Origin of the sequence: Cyanobium usitatum str. Tous (assembly GCF_003011885.1) — a bacterium.
In the GTDB taxonomy this organism is placed as follows: domain Bacteria; phylum Cyanobacteriota; class Cyanobacteriia; order PCC-6307; family Cyanobiaceae; genus Cyanobium_A; species Cyanobium_A usitatum.
Genome location: NZ_PXXO01000004.1, coordinates 24,446 through 43,336 on the forward strand (window position 1 = coordinate 24,446; position 18,891 = coordinate 43,336).

Genomic DNA, 18,891 nt, shown 5'->3' on the forward strand with positions numbered 1-18,891 from the left:
CCCCCACTCCATGCAACTGCGCATCGGCAACGGCTACGACATCCACCGGCTGGTGCCCGGTCGGGCGCTGATCCTGGGCGGCCAGCGCCTGGAGCATCCCGCCGGCCTGGGGCTTGATGGCCACAGCGATGCCGACGTGCTGGTGCACGCAATCATGGACGCCCTACTGGGGGCCCTTTCCCTGGGTGACATCGGCCTCTATTTCCCGCCGGACGACCCGCAGTGGCAGGGGGCCGACAGCCTGGAGCTGCTGGAGCAGGTGGTGGCCCTGGTGATGGAGCGGGGTTGGAGCGTGGTGAATGTGGATTCAGTGCTAGTGGCCGAGCGGCCCAAGCTCAAGCCCCACATCGCCGCGATGTGTTCTGCAATCGCCTCCCGCATGGGGCTGACAGCCGATCAGGTGGGTGTCAAAGCCACCACCAACGAGCAGCTGGGGCCTGAAGGCCGCGAAGAGGGCATCTCCTGCCACGCCGTGGTCCTGCTGCAAAAGCCGTGAGCCGCCTCTGGCAGTCCAGCTTTTCTAAGTTTGTGAGATCAATATTGCTTCTAGGGATGACCCTGGTGCTGCTCTCCAGCCAAGCCAGCCCGGTGCACGCGGCCTTTGCCGAGCCCGATGGCTCCTACGACGTGGTGGTGGTGGAACACCTGCGCCTGAAGGTGCCTGCCGAGGGCCGCCAGGCCTGGCTTGAGGCGGAACGGGGCAGCTGGGAACCATGGCTGGCCCAGCAGGAGGGCTTCCTCGATCGCCAGCTGCTCTGGGATCCCGTCACCGAGGAGGGCACCCTGCTGATCCGGTGGGTCGATCGCGAGCACTGGAAGGCGATTGCGCCGCAAGCGGTGCAGGCGGTGCAGGAGCGCTTCGAGCAGCTGGCCCAGGCGGCCACCGGCCAATCGCAAGGTAACCCCTTCCCGCTGGTGTTTGAAGGTGAGCTGCTGCCGGCATGAGCCGCATCAGCGCAGACCAGGCCACCTACGTGCTCGGCAGCCATGCCGAAGAGAGGGCCAGCCTCTGGGAAACACCGACATTGGTGGAGATGGTGTGGGAGCGGCAATGAAAAGCAGCCCGGAACATCGGCTCGACCTCGGCCGCCGCCAGCGGCTGGGGATGGTGGAGGCCATCTGGGGCGAGCACAAAAGTGCCGAGCAGATCGCCCGGATCCTGGAGGAGCTGCATAGGGCAGGAGAGCTGGCGCTTGTGACCCGCGTCTCCCCTGAGAAGGCTGAAGCCGTGGCAGCACTGCTAGGGCGGGAGCGAGGGGAGGCCTGGCTTCTGCAGCACCATCCCCAGGCCCGCTGTCTCAGCGCCGGGCTCCTACCAAGCCCAGAATCAAGGCTTGGTCGGGTAGCGGTGCTAAGCGGCGGCACCAGCGATTTACCGGTGGCGGCCGAGGCCCAGCTGGCCCTGGCCTGCCATGGCATCGCCACCGAGCTGGTGCTGGATGTGGGCGTGGCGGGGCTGCACCGGCTGCTGGAGCGCCTCGAAGACCTGCGTCATGCCGATGTGCTGATCGCCTGCGCTGGCATGGAGGGAGCCCTGCCCACCGTGCTGGCCGGGCTGCTGCCCCAGCCGGTGATTGGAGTGCCCGTGGCGGTGGGCTACGGCGTAAGTGCCGGTGGCGTCGCCGCCCTGCACGGCATGTTGGCGAGTTGCGCCCCCGGGCTCACGGTGGTCAACATCGACAACGGTTATGGCGCCGCCATGGCAGCCCTGCGGATCCTGGGCTGCGGGCCTGGGCGCTCAGCAGCCTGGACGCAGGGGAGTTGAACCTGGCTGCTCAATCTCGAGCAACGCTTGGATCCAGAGCTGCATCGAGCGGGGCAAAAGTCCCTGCTCGTAGCGCTCGATAGCCTGCAGCAGCACCGCTGTATTGACCCAGGTTGGCGAGCGACGCAGCATGAAAACAGCCGGCACTCAGCGCAGTGTGGGTAGCTAGCCAGGCAGGGGCAAGGGGACAAGCAACGATCTCCCCTCGCCGTTTGGGACTCGAACCAGGACAACAGTCCTAGAGGTGTTGAAGCTGGGGGTAGGCCGTCAGCAATTCTTCGGTGCTCAGCACTTCACCGGCCCCTTCAGGCTGCCAGATCACCTCGATCGCCAACAGATCAGCGGCACCGACGGCGCCGAGCTGCTGCAGCGAATCACGCACCTGGTCCGCACTGCCCGAACCCTTGAGAGCAAGCCGGCTGCGGCTTGCCACCAGCAGGGTGACGGCGATGAAATCGCTACTGGCATCGCTATCTCCCGCAGCCACGCTGTCATCGCTAAAGCGCTTGCCGCCCACATTGGTGGTGACCTCACGCTGCAACTTGCTGCGCTCCGTCATCGAGAGGCGATTGAAGGTGGATTCGGCACTAGCAAAAGGCACCTGACCCACCTCTGAATTGGCATAGACCCAGAGGTCGGGGTGGCGCAGCAGGGCCAAGGTGGTCTCTTGAAGCAGGGCTTGGAGGCCCGCCGCATGGCTGGTGTCAGCGCTGCCAGCTAGACGGCGCAGATCGGTTTGAAGCTGGCGGGCCGATGCCAGCAGCCCAACCTGCAGCTGGCTGATCGTGACGGGGCCATCGGGGCGGCCGCCGCCCACCAGATCGCCGCGGCTGCCAGAAATTGCTGGCCCCTGGCCGCCACCACCGCCACCTCGCACCGCGTTGAGCAACAGACCTCCCACGGCCATCAGCACAAGAAAACCGAACAGGCCGCCACCACCGAAACCAAACATTGGAATCAGGAAGGGAAAGCCGATACCCCCTCCCCCGTAGCCACCGCGGTAGCCGCTGTTGTATCCACCACCACCTCCGTAGCCACCACCGCCATAGCTCCTCGGCATCGAGGGGGCCGAGCGGAAGCTGCCGCCACCGATGCGGCCGCCACTGGCGGCCCAGCTGGGGCTGGGGTGCACCACCAACAGGCTCAGGGCCAACATCGGCACAGCCAACAAGCTGAAACAGCGCCGCAAAACCAAACGGGTTGAAAGCGCCAAGGCGCTGAAAGCAATTGGTCGAAATCTAGGAACCACCGCCCACAATGGTGACCACCTCAAGCACATCGGATTCCACCACCGGCTGGGCGGGCCAGAGCTGTCTGGCCAAAATCGTGCCGTTGAACTCCACCACCACCAAGCGGGGTTGATAGCCCAGCTCCAGCAGGGCCTGCTCCAAATTGAGCCCGTCTGAGCAAACTCGCTGATCGCCGTTTACCTGCAGGGTGATCACAGAGCCGGCGCCTCTAGTGCTGCCAGCAGCTCGGCGGTGGCGGCAGCCGGATCAACCGCCTCGGTGATCGCCCGCACCACCGCAATCCGCTGGGCTCCAGCAGCCCGCACCGCAGCCACCTTGCTGGCCTCCAGCCCGCCGATGGCAAAGAAGGGGATCGGACTAGCCGCCGCGGCCTGGCGCACGTAATCGAGCCCCACCGGCTCCCGGCCGGGCTTGGTGGGGGTGGCCTCCACCGGGCCGACTCCGAGGTAGTCGCAGCCATCGCTGACCGCCTGCTGCAGCTGGTCCAGGGCATGGGTGCTGCGGCCAATTAACCGATCGGGGCCCAGCAGCTGGCGCGCCACCGCCGGCGGCAGATCCCCCTGGCCCAAGTGCACCCCATCGGCCTCCACCGCCAGGGCAATATCAATTCGATCATTCACCAAAAACAGGGCGCCATGGGCGGCGCAGAGTTGGCGCAGGGCCCGGGCCTGGCTGAGTTTTTGCAGGTCATTGAGACCGGCGGCCTCCTTGGCGCGGTATTGCACCAGGCGTACCCCGGCCCCCAGGGCGGCGGCCACCACCCACTCCAGGTTTGGCACTGGCGAGGTAACTAAATAAAGGCGGCAGCTAGCCAGCAGCTCTCGGCGGCCCGCCCCGCCCGCAGCGGCCAGCCGACAGGCCTGCAACAAATCCACTTCCAGGTCGTAGAGCAGATAGCGCAGAGCTGAGGCCTCCTCAGCCAGCAGGGGATCGCTGCTGCGCCCAAATTCCTCCAGCACCCGCAAAGCCTCCTGCACCCGGCCGGCGTTGGCACCCACCACGGCGCTGGGGCTGGATCGCTCCGCTTGGGCCGGATGGCCGAGGCCCGCGGCCGGATCGGTAGCGGTGTGGCGCGCAAATTTGTAGGCATCGCGATGCAACCGGCCGAGCCGCTGGCGCATGTCCTTGGTGCGCACCACCAAATCGCCCCGATCGAGGCCAAAGCGGGCCCAATCTTCCAGCACCCGCAAGCCCTCCCGAGCCCGATCGAGGTTGGCATCGAGCAGCCGGTCGCGAGCTGGGCTGGAGGAGCTGTCTAGGGTGGGATCCATCACACAATGGGCCAATGGCAGGCGAGCCAGGCAATCCAAATCGGGCCAATTCCGACAGCCCGATGCTGGTGCTGATTTCAGGGATTCTGCTGCTCGGCGGGATCGCAACCTTCATTGGCTGGGGCCTCACCCACGCCTATCCCGGCGCTTAAGGCGCGGGCCAGCTGGGCATCGGCGGCAATCTGGGCTGCGAGCTGCTCAAAGCTGGCGAAGGTTTGCTGGCGGCGCAGCAGTTGCAGCGGCTCCACCACCAGCTCCAATCCCTCAAGCTCCAGCTGTCGATCGAGCAGGTGCACCTCCACCGCCGAAGGGGCGGTGGGATCCACCGTGGGCTGGGGGCCGAGGTTCATCACCGCCGGCAGCATCGGGCCGCCGGCCACCGATGCCATGGCTGCATAAACCCCCTCCAGCGGCAAAAACTTGCGGCCATCCACCTGCAGGTTGGCGGTGGGCCAACCGAGTTGCTTACCAAGCCCGCGGCCACGCACCACCAGCCCACTGAAGCGATAGGGACGCTCCAGCAAGCGGCGGGCCTCCGCCAGATCTCCGGCCCCTAGGGCCCGGCGGATGCGGCTGCTGCTCACCCGCTCCTCGCCATCCCAGAGCATCGGCAGCACCTCCACCTCGATGCCGTGACGGGCACCAATCACCGCCAGGGCCTGACTGTCGCCGCTGCGGCCGGCCCCGAAGCGGAAGTTGTCACCCACGGCGACCCGCTGGGCCGCCAGCTGGCCCACCAGCACCTGCTCCACGAAGGCCTCGGGGCTGAGAGCGGCAAGCTCCCGGCTGAAGGGCACCAGCACCAGCTGCTCAATGCCCAGGGGCTCCAGCAGATGCAGCTTTTCAGCGGGCAGGTCGAGCCGCAAGCGCGCCTCGCCGTGCAGCACCTCGCGGGGATGGGGCCAAAAGCTCACCACCGTGGGAATCGCCGCCGCTTCGTTGCCAGCCGCAGCAGTTACTGCCGCGATGACGCGGCGATGGCCCTGATGCAGGCCATCAAAGCTGCCGAGGGCGATGGCCGTGGGGCGCAGGGCCTCCTGGGGGGATCGCAGGGGTATCAACGCTACGGAACCCAAAGGCAACGGGAGCCAAATCGATCCTCCCATGGCACCTTTGGTTCACCCATCTGGATGGCTGAATGGCTGACCGCCTCGACCTGCAGCTAATCGCCGCGGCATTGCGGCGCCTGGGCTGGATTCGGCTCTGGTCCCAGGTGGTGCTGGGGGTGGTGGTGGTTGGGGTGCTGCTTTTCAACAACATCGGCGGCCGCCTGGCGGCCAATTCAGCCCGCGCCCTCGGCCTGGGGCCTGGCATCTCGCTCACCACCATCGCCTTCCTGCTGCTGCTCTGGTGCATCTGGCAGAGCTGGCTGGTGGTGCGCTGCGGCCGGGCCCTCAATTCGCCGGTGCGGCCCAGCAAGGGTGAAACCTCGCGGCTGATCAAGCGGGGCGTGCTGGCCGACCTGGCCGGCATCACCCTGGCGGTGCTGGGCTATCAGTCGCTGGCCGGCAGCCTGTTTGTGCAGGCCTCCCAACAGGTGCCAGGCTTCTTTGGTGCCCAGATCCAGGCAACCCCTGGCGTGGCTGGGCGAGTGATCGGTCTACCGATCACCTCGATCGAGATGTTGGCCGTGCTGGGCAACACCCAGGTGCTGTTTGCCCATCTGATCGGGCTCTGGATCAGCCTCTGGCTGCTGCAGCGGGTTTACCGCACAGCCTGATTAAAGGCCGCTCACCAAACCGGCAGATCAGCCGTGCGGCCGCGCCAAAAAATATCCGGTTGGAGCGGCGTCAGGGAGACACCACCGGCATTGATCTGGGCCACATCGGTGGGCCAGGCCGCCGGCCCCGACACCTGAGCCTCCAGATCGTTGACCACCTCCCCCGCCAGCCAGTAGTAGCTGCGGCCGCGGGGGTCTACCCGCTGCTCGAACTGGTCGGTGTAGCGACGCACCGCTGAATTACACCAGCGCAGCTCTCCAATCGCCTCAGCTGGCCGGGGCGGCACATTGAGATTGAGCAACATGTTGCTGGGCCAACCCTCCGCCAGCATCCGCTCAGCCACATCGAGGGCGAGGCGTGCCGCTGGCGCAAATTGGCGCCATTGAAAGTCGGCACTACTTACTGCCAGGGCGGGGAGGCCTTCAATCGTGCCCTCCATCGCCGCACTCACCGTGCCGGAATACAGCACATCTGTGCCCAGGTTGGGGCCGTGGTTGATGCCGGAGAGCACCAGATCCGGCCACTCATCCAGCAAGGAAAACAGGGCCAGCTTGACGCAGTCCGAGGGGGTGCCGCTGCAGGCCCAGGCCTGGACGCCATCATCGAACAACTCATCAGCCCGCTCCGCCCGTATTGGGGTCTGCAGGGTGAGACCGTGGCCCGTAGCGGAGCGCTCCTGGTCAGGACACACCACACTCACCTGGTGGCCGCGGGCCAGGGCCGCATTGGCCAGAGTTCGAATGCCTTCAGCGAAGACCCCGTCGTCGTTGCTGATCAGGATCTTGAGCGGTGCCATCGGGCCTAACGCCATTTAGCCGCAAGGTAACTGGGGCGGCTCCTTACAGTCAGTAATCCCTCTGCCCCTGCCGTGAGCGCCACCGTTTCCCTGCAGCAGCTCACCGACCAGCTCCAGGCGCTGGAAAGCCAGGCTGCAGCAGAGATCTCCACCGCCAGCACCGCTGCTGAACTGGAAGAACTTCGCGTGGGACTGCTCGGCAAGAAGGGGCGCCTTTCTGGCGTGCTTGGCGCTATGGGCAAGCTGCCTGGCGATGAGCGGCCCCTGATCGGCCAAAGGGCCAACGTGCTCAAAGAGCAGGTGCAGGCGCTCCTTGGCGAGCGGCTTACGGCAGTGAAAAGCGCAGCCATGGCCGAGCGTCTCGCCGGCGAAACCATTGACGTAACTGCGGCCTGCAGCTTCACGCCGCCTGGCCACCGCCACCCCTTAATCAGCACGATCGAGGAGATCGTCGACATCTTTGCCGGCCTGGGATATCGGGTATCGGAGGGGCCTGAGATCGAGAGCGATTACTACAACTTCACGGCCCTCAACATCCCCGAGCATCACCCCGCCCGGGACATGCAGGACACCTTTTATCTGGGCGATAGCCAACTGCTACGCACCCACACCTCGCCGGTGCAGATCCGCTACCTGGAGAACAACCCACCGCCAGTGCGGGTGATCGCCCCAGGGCGGGTGTATCGCCGCGACGCCGTGGATGCCACCCACTCGCCCGTGTTCCACCAGGTGGAGGTCCTGGCGATTGATGAGGGGTTGGACTTCAGCCACCTGCGCGGCACCGTCACGGCCTTTCTGCAGCAGTTTTTCGGCGACCTGCCAGTGCGCTTTCGGGCCAGCTACTTCCCCTTCACCGAACCCAGCGCCGAGGTGGATGTGCAGTGGCGTGGCCGCTGGCTGGAGGTGATGGGCTGCGGCATGGTCGACCCCGCCGTGCTCACCGGTATGGGCCTCGATCCAGAGCGCTGGAGCGGCTTCGCCGCTGGCCTGGGCGTCGAGCGCTTCTGCATGGTGCGCCACGGCATCGACGACATTCGCCGGCTCTACACCAGCGACCTGCGCTTCCTGGAGCAGTTTTAGTTGGGCGGTTTGATTGGAGCCCCATAAACTCGGGCAGCCCCTCGCTTCCCGATCGGTGCCCCGCGTCGGACTGATCGTGAATGACGGCAAGGACCTCGCCCTGTCCACCGCCGACACCATCGAGGCGCGCTTTACGGCGGCTGGCTATGGCGTGGTGCGGGTTAGCAGCTCCGGCGGCATGGTGGGTTTCGCCAACCCCGACCAGCACCTGCGCACCCGGGGCTATGCGGCCTGCGTGCCGGCCGGCTTCGACCGGGATCTAAGCCTGGCGGTGGTGCTGGGCGGCGACGGCACCGTGCTTTCAGCCGCCCGTCAAACGGCTCCGGTTGGCATCCCGATCCTCACCATCAATACGGGCCATCTGGGCTTTCTGGCGGAGGCCTACCTGCACCAGCTGGAGGGGGCCCTGGAGCAGGTGCTCTCCGGCGAGTGGACGGTGGAGGAGCGCACGATGCTGATCGTCAGCGTGATGCGCGGCGAGCAGCGGCGCTGGGAGGTGCTCTGCCTCAACGAAATGGCCTTGCACCGCGAGCCGCTCACCTCGATGTGCCACTTCGAAATCGCCATCGGCCGCCATGCGCCGGTCGATATCGCCGCCGACGGGGTGATCCTTGCCACCCCCACCGGCTCCACCGCCTACGCCCTCAGCGCCGGTGGACCGGTGATCACCCCGGACTGCCCGGTGCTGCAACTCACGCCGATCGCGCCCCATTCGCTGGCCTCGCGCGCCCTGGTGTTCAGCGACCGCGAGCCGGTGACGGTGTTTCCCGCCACGCCCGAGCGACTGATGATGGTGGTGGATGGCAGCGCTGGTTGTTACATCTGGCCGGAGGATCGAATCCTGGTGCGCCGCAGCGAGCAGCCCGTGCGCTTTGTGCGGCTGGCCAACCACGAGTTTTTCCAGGTGCTGCGCAACAAATTGGGTTGGGGCCTGCCCCACGTGGCCAAGCCCGGCAACGGCACGGCGCCATGAACTATTCCCACATCCTGCTGCTGGGCCCGGAGGCCGAGGCCCTGGCGCCACGGCTCGAGGCTTCCGGCTACTCGTGCTGCAGGGAGCCTGTGCCGGCTGGGGCAACCCCAGATGCGGTGCTGCTCTCCAGCGGCGATTCGGGCCGCATCGCCTCCCTGCGAGAGCAGTGGGGCCCCATCCCCGTGCTGCTGGATGTGGGCGACGACACGGTGGAGGCGCGGGTCCACTGCCTCAGCTCAGGAGCAGACGACTTCTGGCTTTCGAGCCTCGGCCCCAGCGACCTCCTGATGCGGCTGCGATTGCATCTAGATCTCACAAGCAGCGCCAATGTGCCGGCCCAGCTACTGCAGGTGGGGGACCTGGTGCTGAATCCCAGCACCCGCCAAGTGAAACGGGGAGCGCGGCTCGTGGGCCTGACGGCCAGGGAATACCAGCTGCTGCTGCTGCTGCTGGAGCGCAAGGGCACTGTGGTGAGCCGGGAGTTGATCCTGCGCCAGGTATGGAACGATGAGCAGGCCAGCAACAGCAGCAGCAACGTGATTGAGGTGTATGTGCGCTACCTGCGCCAGAAGCTGGAGGAGGGCGGCGAACGACGGCTGATCCACACGATCCGCGGTCAGGGCTACTGCCTGAGCGAGCGGCTGCCCCAGCTGGAGACCTGCGAATGAGCGCCAGACGCGGCTGGGTGCTAGCCCTGCCTGGAGTGGCTGCCCTGCTGTGCGGCTTCACGCCGCCGCCGCCCCAATGGCTGCCGATCACGGCCCGGTGGTGCCTGGCGCCTGATCGCTGCATCGCCCTGGAGGTGGCCGACACCCCCGAAAAGCAAATCAAGGGACTGCAGCTGCGGCCAGCGCTAGCGCCATTGCGGGGCATGTGGTTCCCCTACAACCCGCCGTCTCTGGCGCGCTTCTGGATGCACCGCACCCCCGAACCCCTCGACATGTTATTTGTGCAGGGCGGCCGGGTGGTGGCGATCGAAGCCCACACCAAACCCTGCCTGCACCTGCCCTGCCGCAGCTACGGCCCTGATCAGGAGGTGGACGGCGTGCTGGAGCTTGCCGCCGGCCAGGCCGCAGCCCAGGGCATCCAGGTGGGCACGGCGGTGCGGCTAGAGGCCATCAAGGCAGCCGCCCCGTCAGCACCAGCACGGGATTAAGCGGCGCCAGGCGGGTGCCATCGGCGAGGGGGGCACCGCGCCAGGCCTGGTGCTGGGCCAGCGCCACCTGGCAGCCCGCCTGCTCCAGCAGCGGCCGCAACTCCGCCAAGGCTTCCAGCGTGGCCAGGGGGATCACCACCACACCGCTGGGCCGCAGCCGCTGCAGCACCGCAGCCAGCACCGCCGCGCGCTCGCGGCCACCTCCGCCGATCAGCACCCGATCCGGATCGGGCAGCTCCGCCAGGGCTTCGGGGGCCCGGCCCTCGTGAATCCCCGCCGGACGCACCCCCAGCCGCTCGGCATTGGCTGCGATCAAAGCTGCAGAGCCGCCGCGGGCCTCCAGGGCCCAGAGCGCCAGGCCAGGCCGCAGCCGCAGCGCCTCGAGCCCCACCGAACCCACGCCGGCGCCGATATCCCAGATCACGCCGCACTCGGGCAGCTCCAGATCGGCCAGCAGCTGAATGCGCACCTCCCGCTTGGTCATCAAGCCGGGGCGGTCGTCGTGCTGGAGGAACAGGCCGTCTTCAAGGCCAAACAGGGGGAGGGCGGCGGGATCAGCCGGGGGCGCCGGCGGCTCAGCGATCAGCAGCACTAGGTGCAGCGGATCCAAGTCGGGCGGCAGGGGTGCCCCGGGGACCAGCCGCTGCATCCGCTCCGCCGGATGGCCCAGGCGCTCACACAGCCAGAAGGCATAGGCCGCCTCCAGGCCAGAGGCCGCCAGGATCCGCCGCACCTCCTCGGCGCCGCCGCGGCCCGGGTCGGTGAGCACCGCCAGGGCAGGCGGTCGCTTCCGCAGGGCGGCGGCCAGGGGTTCGGGGTCGCGGCCGTGCAGGCTGATCCAGCTGGCGTCCTGCCAGGGGCGGCCGAGGCGGGCAAAGGCCAGCTGCAAGGAGCAGGGGGCGGGATGAAAGCGCAGCTGGGCGGCTGGAAAGCGCTGCAGCAGCAGGCGACCGATGCCAAACCAAAGCGGGTCGCCACTAGCGAGCAGCACCGCCGGCCGGCCCGTCGCCAGGGCCTGCTCCAGCGGGCCGAAAATCTGCTCGGGCCGATCGCTGGCCAGGAGCTGGGGGCAGGGGTTCCCCGCCGGGATGCGGCCGGCCCCCTGTTCCTCCTGCCACCAGGGGCCAAGCTCCGCCAGCAAGCGCTGGGGGGCAAGCAGCAGCTGGGCAGCTCGCACCAAGGCGAGGCTGGGGGCCGGCAGCGCAGCCACCCCCCCGGCATCGGTGCCGACCACCTCCAACACGGCCTGCTGAGCCAGGGCGCCCCACGGTCACTGCAGCCATGATGGCCGGCCTGTGCCACCGGACCCAGCCGTGAGCGACCGCCGCCAGCGCATCCACGACCTGGTGCTGGCCCTGCTAGCCCAGCAAAAAGACCTGGAGCTGCTCGCCGGCGACGGCACGGGCCTGCCTAGCAGCGATCCCGGCAATTGGATCGAGCGCAACCGCCGCGTGGTGCAGCGCTATCAGGCCCTAGTGCGCTCGGCCGTGACCCTCGACGCCCTGGTGGATCAGGAGGTGAACGGGGGATTCCAGGCGCCAGCGAACCAGGCCTACTGATCGGCTCTGCTCAATCCCGATCACCAGTCCAACACCAAAATCCGCTTAAACTGCTCTCAGGGTCGGACTCGAGGTAGCTGAAACCATGAAAGTGACCGTTGAACTTTCGGATACTGAGATGACCGAAATCCTGGAGCTCACCGGCGAGCGCAAGAAGGGGCCCGCCATCCGCCGCCTGATGGAGGAGGCCCTGCAGCAGCACCGTCGCGCCCAGATCGCTCAGCGATTCCTCAGCGGCGAGTGGGGCGTCGAGCTGGAGAGCTTCGAGTCCGACCAAGAGCGCGAGCGCCAACGGAACCAGGAGTTCGCTGCATGACCCTGCTGCTCGACACCAGCCTGTGGGTCGACTTCACCCGTACCCGGAGCCCGGCCCCCCTCAAACAGTTCATCGCGCCCTTCGTGCTCGACCCTGAGGCCCACCTGGCGGAACCGGTGCGTTTTGAGATGCTGCGTTCAGCCCGTCCAGACGAAACCCGCCAACTGATAGCCCAGTTCGACACCCTGCCCACGCTCTCCACCCCTGTAGATCTGTGGCAGCGGGCGATCGACCTGGGCCAGGCCTGCCGCCAGATCGGTCAGACGGTTCTCAGCCTCGACCTCCTAGTGGCCGCCGTGGCTCTGCACCACAACGCAGTGTTGGTGAGTTTCGATGCCGATTTCGAAGCCATCGCCTCGGTGAGTGAGCTGCGCCTGCAGCGCCTTGAACGCCCTGCCTGACCCATTCGAAGCCTTTACGTTCATCTAGCCATCGCATCTTTCTGCCATCTTCTGCACACACCACTTCTGTTAGAGCCCCTGCAGGAAGCCCAGTCCCAGCCGCCAACAACCTCTGACAAGCTGGACGCACCTTTTCTGGCCCCATGGCGCGCTTCGGCCTTTCAGCCCTCACATCGCTGCTGAAGGGCAACGGGGCTCCCACCGCTGGCAGCAGTAGCTGGAGCCGGCCCTTTGGCCTGGGTTGGGAGCAGCCCTACATGGTGCGTTATGCCAGCAACCTCGACGACGGTCCCAACCACGGCATGCCCTTGGGGGGCTTCGGCGCCGGCTGCATCGGCCGCGCCCCCGATGGCTCCTTCAACCTTTGGCACCTCGATGGCGGCGAGCACTGGTTTGGCAACTTGCCCGACTGCCAGTTCGCCCTGTTTGAAAGCGACGGCGACCAGAGCCGCGCCCATGCCCTAGCGGTGAAGCCAGAGGTCGATGCCTCCAGGCCCGCAGCCGGCGAACCCCTGAGCGCCTGGAGCTGGTATCCCGCCAGTAGCGACAAGGAGCGCACCGGCACCTATGCCGCCCGCTACCCGATCAGCAGCACCCAGTACACGGGTGTGTTCCAAGCCGAGGTGAGCTGCGAAGCCTTCAGTCCGATCCTGCCGGGCGACTACCAGCGCACCAGCTACCCGGTGGCGGTGTTCGTCTGGACCCTCACCAACCCCACCAACCGCCCCCTCGACCTCTCCCTGCTGCTGAGCTGGCGCAACACCACGGGCTGGTTCACCAACACCGATCCCTCAGCAGCAGTCACGTTTCGAGATGACGGCAGCCCGGAGCACAACTACGTGCCGGCGATCGGCCGCAGCAAGGGCCACCGCAACACCTGGGTTGAGCACCCGGGGCTCAAGGGGGTGCTGCTTGATGGTGAGCGCGCCACCCCCCTCGCCGAGGGCCAGGGCCAGTGGTGCATCGCCACCGCCGACCACCTCGAAGTGCAGCGCTGCAGCCGTTGGGATCCCAGCGGCAGTGGCGCCGAGCTATGGGAACCCTTCGCCCGCGACGGCTCGATTCCTGATAGCAACAACGACCGCCGCAGTGGCGATAGCGACCCTGCCAGCGCCGCCCTGGCGGTGAAGTGCTGCCTGGAGCCGGGGGCCAGCATCGAGATTCCCCTGGTGATCAGCTGGGACCTGCCGGTCACGGCTTTCGCCACCGGCAGCCGCGCCTTGCGCCGCTACAGCGATTTTTTTGGCGGAGAGGCCGGCGGCGATAGTGGCACCAGCGCCGCCGCCATCGCCGCCGAGGCTCTTCGCGACTGGCGCGACTGGCGCGCCCAGATCGAGGCCTGGCAAAAGCCGGTGCTGGAGCGCAGCGATCTGCCCGAACCGCTGCGGATGGCCCTGTTCAACGAGCTCTACGACCTAGCCAGTGGCGGCAGCCTCTGGACCGCCGCTGCTGCAGGCGATCCGGTGGGTCAGTTTGGAGTGCTGGAGTGCCTCGACTACGCCTGGTACGAAAGCCTGGACGTACGGCTTTACGGCTCCTTTGCCCTGCTGCAGCTCTGGCCCGAGCTCGACAAGGCCGTGCTGCGCAGCTTCGCCCGCGCCATCCCCGCCGCTGACGCCACGCTGCGGCCGATCGGCTGGTATTTCACCCAGGGCAAGGGCCGGGTGGAGGCCGCCCGCAAATTGGCCGGTGCCACCCCCCACGACCTGGGTGCCCCCAACGAGCGGCCCTTTGAGGCCACCAATTACACCGCCTATCAAGACTGCAATCTCTGGAAAGACCTGGCCAGCGACTATGTGCTGCAGGTGTGGCGCACCTTCAAGCTCGCTCCCAACGGCCCAGACCTTGGCTTCCTGGCCGAGTGCTGGCCGGCAGCTATCCAGGCCCTCACCTACCTCAAAACTTTCGACGTCAACAACGACGGCCTGCCCGACAACGGCGGCGCCCCCGACCAAACCTTCGACGACTGGCCGCTCAAGGGCGTGAGCGCCTACTGCGGCGCCCTCTGGATCGCCGCCCTGGAGGCGGGGCTAGCGATCGCCCAGCAGCTGCAACTGGAGCTAGGGCTAGACACCAGCGGCGAACAGCGCCAACTGGGCGGCTGGCTGGAGCAGTCGCGCGCCAACTTCGACCTGCTGCTCTGGAACGGCGAGTTTTACAAAATCGATGCCGAGAGCGGCACGCCGGTGGTGATGGCAGACCAGCTCTGCGGCGACTTCTACGCCCGCCTGCTGGGACTGCCCGCCGTGGTGGCTGATGAGCGCGCCAGCAGTGCGCTCAAAGCGATTAAGGAGTCGTGCTTTGAGGGTTTCCAGGGGGGCCGGCTCGGCGTGGCCAATGGCCTGCGCCGCGATGGCACCCCGCTCGATCCCAACGGCACCCATCCCCTTGAGGTGTGGACCGGCATCAACTTCGGCCTGGCGGCCTACTACCGCCTAATGGGAGAAACCAGCACGGCCTTTGCCATCACCGGCGCCGTGGTGGAGCAGGTGTACAGCGGCGGCCTGCAGTTCCGCACCCCCGAGGCGATCACTGGCGTGAACACCTTCCGGGCCTGTCACTACCTGCGCGCCATGGCGATCTGGGCCCTGTGGGCTACCCACACCAACTGGCAAGCGATTCCAGGCGCCGAGCGCCAACCATGAAAAGCCTGCTTTCGCTGCTGCTGGCACCCTTGCTGGCGCTAGGGCTCTGGCTGAGCCTGGCCACACCACCGGCCCAGGCCCTGGTGCACGCCCACAACGACGAAAACGGCACCCCGGTGGTGCGCAGCCTCGAGAGCCTGCGCGACCTCGACTACCAGAGCTGGCAGGTGGTGGCTTACCGCGAAGGCCCCCCTGGCGGCCCCCTGAAGCTGCGCATCGTGGGCTACCCCGGCAAGGTGCGACTAGACCACCCCACATCTCTGCAGGTGCGCAGCGGCCACTTCCGCTGGGAGCTGGCCGATGTGACCCTGGCCAATCCCCAGCTGGCGGGTGATGGCCGCGCCGCCGCCGCCGAGTTTGATCTGGCCCCCCTGCTGGCCGACCTACGCCAAGACCGGCCCCTGCGCCTGGTGCTGCCGGGGGTGTTTGTGGAGCTGCCGGTGCCGCCATTTGTGGTGGCGGAATGGCGCAGCCTGCCCAGCGCTGCTGGATGAGCCAGTGATGCCCTCCACGGCGCCCTGGCTTCCCTGGATGCAACGGGCCCTGCAGCTAGCTGAGCTGGGCGCCGGACGCACCAGCCCCAACCCCCTGGTAGGTGCGGTGGTGCTCGATGCCGGCGGCTCGCTGGTGGGGGAGGGCTACCACGCCCGGGCCGGCGAACCCCACGCCGAGGTGGGCGCCCTGGCCCAGGCGGGCGAGCGAGCCCGCGGCGGCACCCTGGTGGTGACCCTGGAGCCCTGCTGCCACCAAGGCCGCACCCCCCCCTGCAGCCAGGCGGTGATCGCCGCCGGCATCGCCCGGGTGGTGGTGGCCATGGCCGATCCCAACCCCCAGGTGGCTGGGGGCGGCCTAGCCCAGCTGCGGGCCGCGGGCATCGAGGTGATCACCGGCGTAGCCGAGGCCGAGGCCCGCGCCCTCAACCGGGCCTTCATTCACCGCATCAGCAGCGGCCGCCCCTTAGGCATCCTCAAGTGGGCCATGGGCATCGATGGCCGCACCGCCCTGAGCAATGGCGCCAGCCAGTGGATCAGTGGCCCCGAGGCCCGCGCTTGGGTGCACCAGCTACGGGCCGGCTGCGATGCGGTGATCGTTGGCGGCGGCACCGTGCGCGCCGACGACCCCCTGCTCACCAGCCGCGGCCAACGCCAGCCCGAGCCGCTGCGGGTGGTGCTCAGCCGCCGCCTGGAGCTCCCTGCAGCGGCCAAGCTCTGGGATCAGAGCGCCGCCGCCACCCTGGTGGTGCATGGGCCAGAGGCTCCAGCCGCGGCCGCCGCCGCCCTGGAAAAACGCGGCGTGCCCAGACTGGAGCTAGTGGGCTGCAGCCCCCGACTGCTGCTGGAGGCCTTGGCGCTGCGGGGCTGCAACCAGGTGCTCTGGGAATGCGGACCTGAACTGGCAGCCGCCGCCTTAGCCGAAGGCTGCGTGCAGGAGCTGGCCGCCGTGATCGCCCCGAAGCTGATGGGCGGCCAGCCGGCCCGCACCCCCCTTGGTGAGCTGGGTTTCACATCTATGGCCCAGGTGCGGAGCTGGCAGGCTCAAGCGCCCCGGCACCAGGGGAGCGATCTGCTCTGGCAACTCAGCTCACCTGCGGAGCTGGAGCCATGATCGCCGCAAACCTGCCCTTCGATCTGCAGATTCCCCTGGCGGGAGTGTTGCTGGCCCTGGGCACCTGGCTGCTGCTGGGCCGGCTCGGCAGGCGCTGCCGCAGCGGCTCCCTGGGGCAAACCCTGCTACTCAGCGGGCGAGTCAGCTTGGCGGGCACGGTGTTGCTCAGCAGTGCGGGCTGGTGGCTGGCTGGCCTGGAGGTGCGCAATCTGCTGCTCACCATCGGCGTGATTTGGACCCTGCTGCGCTGGCGCGGCGAACTCAAACAGCGCGCCGAGCACTACGCCGCCCAGTTGCTGCCACACCTCTCCAGCAAGGACCAGTTGTTCCTGTTCGACGTGCTCGACAAGCTGCTGACCACAGCAGCCCTGCTGGTGGTGCTGGTAATGGCCCTAGATCTGCTGGGTGTATCGGCGGGAGTGCTGATCACCGCAGGGGGCTTTGGAGCAGCGGCACTGGGTTTCGGCGCCCGCACCATCGTGGAAAACGGCCTCAGTGGCTTGAGCCTTTACATCAACCGCCCCTTCGTGCTCGGAGACACCATCAACCTGCCCGGCCTGAGTTTGCTTGGCACCGTTGAGCAGGTGGGCTGGTTTTACACCGAGCTTCGCGATCCGGAACGCCAGCGAATTTATGTACCGAATGGGGTGTTCACCAGCCAAGCAATCCAGAATCTGGCCCAGATCGACAACCGCCGCATCTGGATCGAATTCGGCCTCAGCTTCTCCGACCGGGAGCGCGTCGCCACGATCACCCAAAACCTGGAGCAGCGCCTCTCAAGCTTGCCCGGCGTAGACCCGGCCAAGGATCAGCTAGCCCACTTCGTTGGCTATGGCGAGTCCAGCCTCCAGCTGCGCCTGCTCTGCTACGCCGCCAGCAGCGACATCCACGCTGCCTGGGCCCTGCGGCAGCAAGCCCTGCTGTTGATCGGCGAGGTGGTGGAGCAGGCCGGTGGCTCGATGCCCTTCCCCACCAGGCTGCTCATACGAGCTCCGAATGCAAAGGATCACCCTTGAACGGCCCCTGCACCTGGGATGTGATCCAGCCACCGTAGAAGCCGCCAGGCTGGGGCTGCACGGGTTCACCATCCAGCCAGCAACCGTCCATCAAGGCCGGGTACACCGCAAACCAACCGGCCAAAGCAGCAAAGGCCTGGGTGGGTTCGGGGTAGGTCCAAACCGCCCTCCGCAGCCGGCGCTCGGCCGGTCCGCCCGCATCCACCACCACATCGAAGTAGCGCGCCACCCCCTTCCACTCGCAAAAACTGGCTCCGCTGCTGGGCAAAAGCAGCTCCTGGCGCACCGCCTCAGGCGGCAGGTAGTAGGTGGGTGGGTGAAAGGTTTCCAGCACCCGCAAACTGCGGCGGCTCTTGGCCAGAAGCTGGCCAAGAGCCTCAACCCGCACCAGCTGGCTGCTCTCAACCAGGGCCGGTGGGCGGGGGTAGGCGCCTACCTGCTCAGGGGCTGCCATCAGGAATAGATGAAATTGCGCAACCGCCGGCCTTCAGCGCCAGCCCGCTCCTGCAGCTCCGCATCGCTGAGGCTGGACTCCTGCCGCTGCTGCGCGGCGATCACATCAGCCTCCTCAAGGGCATAGCCAGCGCCGCGGGCCAACTCCAGGAAGTCCTGCAGCTCCAAGGGCTCCGCCAACTGGGTCGCCAGCTGGGGCGATTGGCGGGCATGCGCCAAAAAGGCATCGAGGCGCTCGAGGCTCACAGGTCCAGTTCCAACTGCGGTTGGTCTAGCGCCATCGCTGCCCCATCGGCCTGCCAGTCGCCCCCATCCCAGGGCAGCAGCAGCGGTTCGAGGGCCCGTAGGCCATGGCCATCGGTGGGCTCGAGCCAGGCCTGCTCCAGGCCGTTGGGAATCACCACCGGCATGCGCCGGTGGATTGGCGCCACTAGGGCATTGGGGGCGGTGGTGAGCACGCAGCAGCTGTCGAGCTCGCTGCCATCGGGGCCGATCCAACGCTCCCAGAGGCCGGCAAGCCAAAACAGATCGCCATCGCGGCGGCGCAGCCACTGGCCCTGCTCCCAAAAAGCATCAGCAGGAATCAGGCAGCGGCGATGGCGCCAGGCGGCGCGAAAGCTGGGCTTGAAGGCCACCGTCTCAGCGCGGGCATGCAGGCAACGGTGGGCGGTGGCGGGATCCTTGACCCAGTCGGGCAGCAGCCCCCAAAGGGCTAGCCCCACCTGCAGCTGGCCATTTTCCTGGCGCTGGATCAGCAGGGGTTCGCCGGGAAGCACTTGCGCGCGGGGCGCGTAGTGGGCCGCCAGGCCGGGCGGCAGAGGACCCTGCAAACGGGGCTGCAGGCGATCGAAGTCGGCGCAGAGGGAGTAACGACCACACATAGC

Annotated in this window: 25 protein-coding genes; 15 read left to right on the forward strand and 10 right to left on the reverse strand. The window is 67.4% G+C overall.

What is annotated here, in order from left to right:
* Window positions 1–10 precede the first annotated feature (10 nt).
* The 3 genes from ispF to larB all read left to right on the forward strand — a co-directional run bounded on the left by ispF (window position 11) and on the right by larB (window position 1,765).
* Window positions 11–496, forward strand: coding sequence for a 2-C-methyl-D-erythritol 2,4-cyclodiphosphate synthase (gene ispF, locus C7K55_RS04425; protein ID WP_106502222.1), 486 nt, complete (start codon window positions 11–13; stop codon window positions 494–496).
* Between the two features lie 56 nt (window positions 497–552).
* On the forward strand, window positions 553–945 hold the full coding sequence (locus C7K55_RS04430) for a TIGR03792 family protein (RefSeq protein ID WP_106502223.1): 393 nt from the start codon (window positions 553–555) through the stop codon (window positions 943–945).
* 106 nt (window positions 946–1,051) lie between these two features.
* A complete protein-coding gene (larB, locus tag C7K55_RS04435; protein ID WP_106502224.1) occupies window positions 1,052–1,765 on the forward strand; it encodes a nickel pincer cofactor biosynthesis protein LarB in 714 nt (237 codons plus the stop codon).
* Here the strand turns inward: larB and C7K55_RS13690 are convergent.
* The 5 genes from C7K55_RS13690 to C7K55_RS04455 all read right to left on the reverse strand — a co-directional run bounded on the left by C7K55_RS13690 (window position 1,739) and on the right by C7K55_RS04455 (window position 5,347).
* A complete protein-coding gene (locus C7K55_RS13690) occupies window positions 1,739–1,897 on the reverse strand; it encodes a hypothetical protein (protein ID WP_193486141.1) in 159 nt (52 codons plus the stop codon). The two genes, larB and C7K55_RS13690, sit on opposite strands and share 27 nt — an antisense overlap.
* 106 nt (window positions 1,898–2,003) lie before the next feature.
* On the reverse strand, window positions 2,004–2,921 hold the full coding sequence (locus C7K55_RS04440; RefSeq protein ID WP_241518188.1) for a DUF1517 domain-containing protein: 918 nt from the start codon (window positions 2,919–2,921) through the stop codon (window positions 2,004–2,006).
* An 82-nt stretch (window positions 2,922–3,003) separates the two neighbouring features.
* Complete coding sequence (gene thiS, locus C7K55_RS04445) at window positions 3,004–3,207, reverse strand: sulfur carrier protein ThiS (RefSeq protein WP_241518189.1); 204 nt, start codon at window positions 3,205–3,207, stop codon at window positions 3,004–3,006.
* The gene (locus C7K55_RS04450; protein WP_106502379.1) at window positions 3,207–4,286 is read right to left on the reverse strand and encodes a thiamine phosphate synthase; all 1,080 of its coding nucleotides are present in this window, start codon (window positions 4,284–4,286) and stop codon (window positions 3,207–3,209) included. The genes thiS and C7K55_RS04450 overlap by 1 nt, the downstream gene beginning before the upstream one ends.
* A 77-nt stretch (window positions 4,287–4,363) precedes the next feature.
* Window positions 4,364–5,347: a bifunctional riboflavin kinase/FAD synthetase gene (locus tag C7K55_RS04455; RefSeq protein WP_106502227.1), complete on the reverse strand. Its 984-nt coding sequence runs from the start codon at window positions 5,345–5,347 to the stop codon at window positions 4,364–4,366.
* A 77-nt stretch (window positions 5,348–5,424) separates the two neighbouring features.
* On the opposite strand from C7K55_RS04455, the gene C7K55_RS04460 reads away from it, so the two are divergent.
* A complete protein-coding gene (locus C7K55_RS04460) occupies window positions 5,425–6,006 on the forward strand; it encodes a DUF3611 family protein (protein WP_106502228.1) in 582 nt (193 codons plus the stop codon).
* 11 nt (window positions 6,007–6,017) lie between these two features.
* Here C7K55_RS04460 and surE read toward each other — a convergent pair whose 3' ends face one another.
* Window positions 6,018–6,803 carry a 5'/3'-nucleotidase SurE gene (surE, locus tag C7K55_RS04465; protein ID WP_106502229.1) on the reverse strand — a complete coding sequence of 262 codons (786 nt, stop codon included), beginning with the start codon at window positions 6,801–6,803 and terminating at the stop codon, window positions 6,018–6,020.
* A gap of 72 nt (window positions 6,804–6,875) precedes the next feature.
* Here surE and pheS point away from each other — a divergent pair, with 72 nt between their 5' ends.
* From pheS to C7K55_RS04485, 4 genes are read left to right on the forward strand one after another with little or no spacing between them, the layout of a single operon-like run.
* Window positions 6,876–7,883: a phenylalanine--tRNA ligase subunit alpha gene (pheS, locus tag C7K55_RS04470; protein WP_106502230.1), complete on the forward strand. Its 1,008-nt coding sequence runs from the start codon at window positions 6,876–6,878 to the stop codon at window positions 7,881–7,883.
* A 55-nt stretch (window positions 7,884–7,938) separates the two neighbouring features.
* On the forward strand, window positions 7,939–8,856 hold the full coding sequence (locus C7K55_RS04475) for an NAD(+) kinase (protein WP_106502380.1): 918 nt from the start codon (window positions 7,939–7,941) through the stop codon (window positions 8,854–8,856).
* Complete coding sequence (locus C7K55_RS04480) at window positions 8,853–9,524, forward strand: response regulator transcription factor (RefSeq protein ID WP_106502231.1); 672 nt, start codon at window positions 8,853–8,855, stop codon at window positions 9,522–9,524. The genes C7K55_RS04475 and C7K55_RS04480 overlap by 4 nt, the downstream gene beginning before the upstream one ends.
* Window positions 9,521–10,012, forward strand: coding sequence for a DUF192 domain-containing protein (locus tag C7K55_RS04485; protein WP_106502232.1), 492 nt, complete (start codon window positions 9,521–9,523; stop codon window positions 10,010–10,012). Before C7K55_RS04480 ends, C7K55_RS04485 begins: the two co-directional genes overlap by 4 nt.
* Here the strand turns inward: C7K55_RS04485 and cbiE are convergent.
* A complete protein-coding gene (gene cbiE, locus C7K55_RS04490) occupies window positions 9,975–11,255 on the reverse strand; it encodes a precorrin-6y C5,15-methyltransferase (decarboxylating) subunit CbiE (protein ID WP_106502233.1) in 1,281 nt (426 codons plus the stop codon). The genes C7K55_RS04485 and cbiE overlap by 38 nt on opposite strands.
* Window positions 11,256–11,325: 70 nt before the next feature.
* Here cbiE and C7K55_RS04495 point away from each other — a divergent pair, with 70 nt between their 5' ends.
* The 7 genes from C7K55_RS04495 (at window position 11,326) to C7K55_RS04525 (ending at window position 17,554) form a co-directional block, all read left to right on the forward strand.
* Window positions 11,326–11,571 (forward strand): hypothetical protein, encoded by a 246-nt coding sequence (locus C7K55_RS04495; protein ID WP_193486144.1) that lies wholly within the window; start codon window positions 11,326–11,328, stop codon window positions 11,569–11,571.
* 85 nt (window positions 11,572–11,656) lie between these two features.
* Window positions 11,657–11,887 carry a hypothetical protein gene (locus C7K55_RS04500; protein ID WP_106502235.1) on the forward strand — a complete coding sequence of 77 codons (231 nt, stop codon included), beginning with the start codon at window positions 11,657–11,659 and terminating at the stop codon, window positions 11,885–11,887.
* Window positions 11,884–12,288, forward strand: coding sequence for a PIN domain nuclease (locus C7K55_RS04505; RefSeq protein ID WP_106502236.1), 405 nt, complete (start codon window positions 11,884–11,886; stop codon window positions 12,286–12,288). The genes C7K55_RS04500 and C7K55_RS04505 overlap by 4 nt, the downstream gene beginning before the upstream one ends.
* A 143-nt stretch (window positions 12,289–12,431) precedes the next feature.
* On the forward strand, window positions 12,432–14,933 hold the full coding sequence (locus tag C7K55_RS04510) for a GH116 family glycosyl hydrolase (RefSeq protein ID WP_106502237.1): 2,502 nt from the start codon (window positions 12,432–12,434) through the stop codon (window positions 14,931–14,933).
* Entirely contained in the window at window positions 14,930–15,427 is a 498-nt protein-coding gene (locus C7K55_RS04515; RefSeq protein WP_106502238.1) for a DUF3122 domain-containing protein, read from the forward strand. Before C7K55_RS04510 ends, C7K55_RS04515 begins: the two co-directional genes overlap by 4 nt.
* Before the next feature lie 7 nt (window positions 15,428–15,434).
* A complete protein-coding gene (ribD, locus tag C7K55_RS04520; protein ID WP_241518175.1) occupies window positions 15,435–16,538 on the forward strand; it encodes a bifunctional diaminohydroxyphosphoribosylaminopyrimidine deaminase/5-amino-6-(5-phosphoribosylamino)uracil reductase RibD in 1,104 nt (367 codons plus the stop codon).
* On the forward strand, window positions 16,535–17,554 hold the full coding sequence (locus C7K55_RS04525) for a mechanosensitive ion channel family protein (RefSeq protein WP_106502239.1): 1,020 nt from the start codon (window positions 16,535–16,537) through the stop codon (window positions 17,552–17,554). Before ribD ends, C7K55_RS04525 begins: the two co-directional genes overlap by 4 nt.
* On the opposite strand, the gene C7K55_RS04530 is transcribed toward C7K55_RS04525, so the two are convergent.
* The 3 genes from C7K55_RS04530 to C7K55_RS04540 are packed head-to-tail and all read right to left on the reverse strand — an operon-like array spanning window position 17,520 to window position 18,888.
* Entirely contained in the window at window positions 17,520–18,008 is a 489-nt protein-coding gene (locus tag C7K55_RS04530; RefSeq protein WP_106502240.1) for a DUF427 domain-containing protein, read from the reverse strand. The genes C7K55_RS04525 and C7K55_RS04530 overlap by 35 nt on opposite strands.
* Window positions 18,008–18,253 (reverse strand): Nif11-like leader peptide family RiPP precursor, encoded by a 246-nt coding sequence (locus tag C7K55_RS04535; protein ID WP_106502241.1) that lies wholly within the window; start codon window positions 18,251–18,253, stop codon window positions 18,008–18,010. Before C7K55_RS04535 ends, C7K55_RS04530 begins: the two co-directional genes overlap by 1 nt.
* A complete protein-coding gene (locus C7K55_RS04540; protein ID WP_106502242.1) occupies window positions 18,250–18,888 on the reverse strand; it encodes an SOS response-associated peptidase in 639 nt (212 codons plus the stop codon). Before C7K55_RS04540 ends, C7K55_RS04535 begins: the two co-directional genes overlap by 4 nt.
* Window positions 18,889–18,891: the final 3 nt, after the last annotated feature.

What these genes read in the sequence shown, in the direction of transcription:
- C7K55_RS04515 (WP_106502238.1), top strand. Translation starts at nt 14,930, where the DNA reads ATGAAAAGCCTGCTTTCGCTGCTGCTGGCACCCTTGCTGGCGCTAGGG.
- C7K55_RS04480 (WP_106502231.1), top strand. Translation starts at nt 8,853, where the DNA reads ATGAACTATTCCCACATCCTGCTGCTGGGCCCGGAGGCCGAGGCCCTG.
- surE (WP_106502229.1), bottom strand. Translation starts at nt 6,803, where the DNA reads ATGGCACCGCTCAAGATCCTGATCAGCAACGACGACGGGGTCTTCGCT.
- C7K55_RS04430 (WP_106502223.1), top strand. Translation starts at nt 553, where the DNA reads ATGACCCTGGTGCTGCTCTCCAGCCAAGCCAGCCCGGTGCACGCGGCC.
- C7K55_RS04540 (WP_106502242.1), bottom strand. Translation starts at nt 18,888, where the DNA reads ATGTGTGGTCGTTACTCCCTCTGCGCCGACTTCGATCGCCTGCAGCCC.
- C7K55_RS04450 (WP_106502379.1), bottom strand. Translation starts at nt 4,286, where the DNA reads ATGGATCCCACCCTAGACAGCTCCTCCAGCCCAGCTCGCGACCGGCTG.
- C7K55_RS04440 (WP_241518188.1), bottom strand. Translation starts at nt 2,921, where the DNA reads ATGTTGGCCCTGAGCCTGTTGGTGGTGCACCCCAGCCCCAGCTGGGCC.
- larB (WP_106502224.1), top strand. Translation starts at nt 1,052, where the DNA reads ATGAAAAGCAGCCCGGAACATCGGCTCGACCTCGGCCGCCGCCAGCGG.
- C7K55_RS04460 (WP_106502228.1), top strand. Translation starts at nt 5,425, where the DNA reads ATGGCTGACCGCCTCGACCTGCAGCTAATCGCCGCGGCATTGCGGCGC.
- C7K55_RS04530 (WP_106502240.1), bottom strand. Translation starts at nt 18,008, where the DNA reads ATGGCAGCCCCTGAGCAGGTAGGCGCCTACCCCCGCCCACCGGCCCTG.
- C7K55_RS04525 (WP_106502239.1), top strand. Translation starts at nt 16,535, where the DNA reads ATGATCGCCGCAAACCTGCCCTTCGATCTGCAGATTCCCCTGGCGGGA.
- ispF (WP_106502222.1), top strand. Translation starts at nt 11, where the DNA reads ATGCAACTGCGCATCGGCAACGGCTACGACATCCACCGGCTGGTGCCC.
- C7K55_RS04505 (WP_106502236.1), top strand. Translation starts at nt 11,884, where the DNA reads ATGACCCTGCTGCTCGACACCAGCCTGTGGGTCGACTTCACCCGTACC.
- C7K55_RS04510 (WP_106502237.1), top strand. Translation starts at nt 12,432, where the DNA reads ATGGCGCGCTTCGGCCTTTCAGCCCTCACATCGCTGCTGAAGGGCAAC.
- C7K55_RS13690 (WP_193486141.1), bottom strand. Translation starts at nt 1,897, where the DNA reads ATGCTGCGTCGCTCGCCAACCTGGGTCAATACAGCGGTGCTGCTGCAG.
- C7K55_RS04500 (WP_106502235.1), top strand. Translation starts at nt 11,657, where the DNA reads ATGAAAGTGACCGTTGAACTTTCGGATACTGAGATGACCGAAATCCTG.
- ribD (WP_241518175.1), top strand. Translation starts at nt 15,435, where the DNA reads ATGCCCTCCACGGCGCCCTGGCTTCCCTGGATGCAACGGGCCCTGCAG.
- C7K55_RS04485 (WP_106502232.1), top strand. Translation starts at nt 9,521, where the DNA reads ATGAGCGCCAGACGCGGCTGGGTGCTAGCCCTGCCTGGAGTGGCTGCC.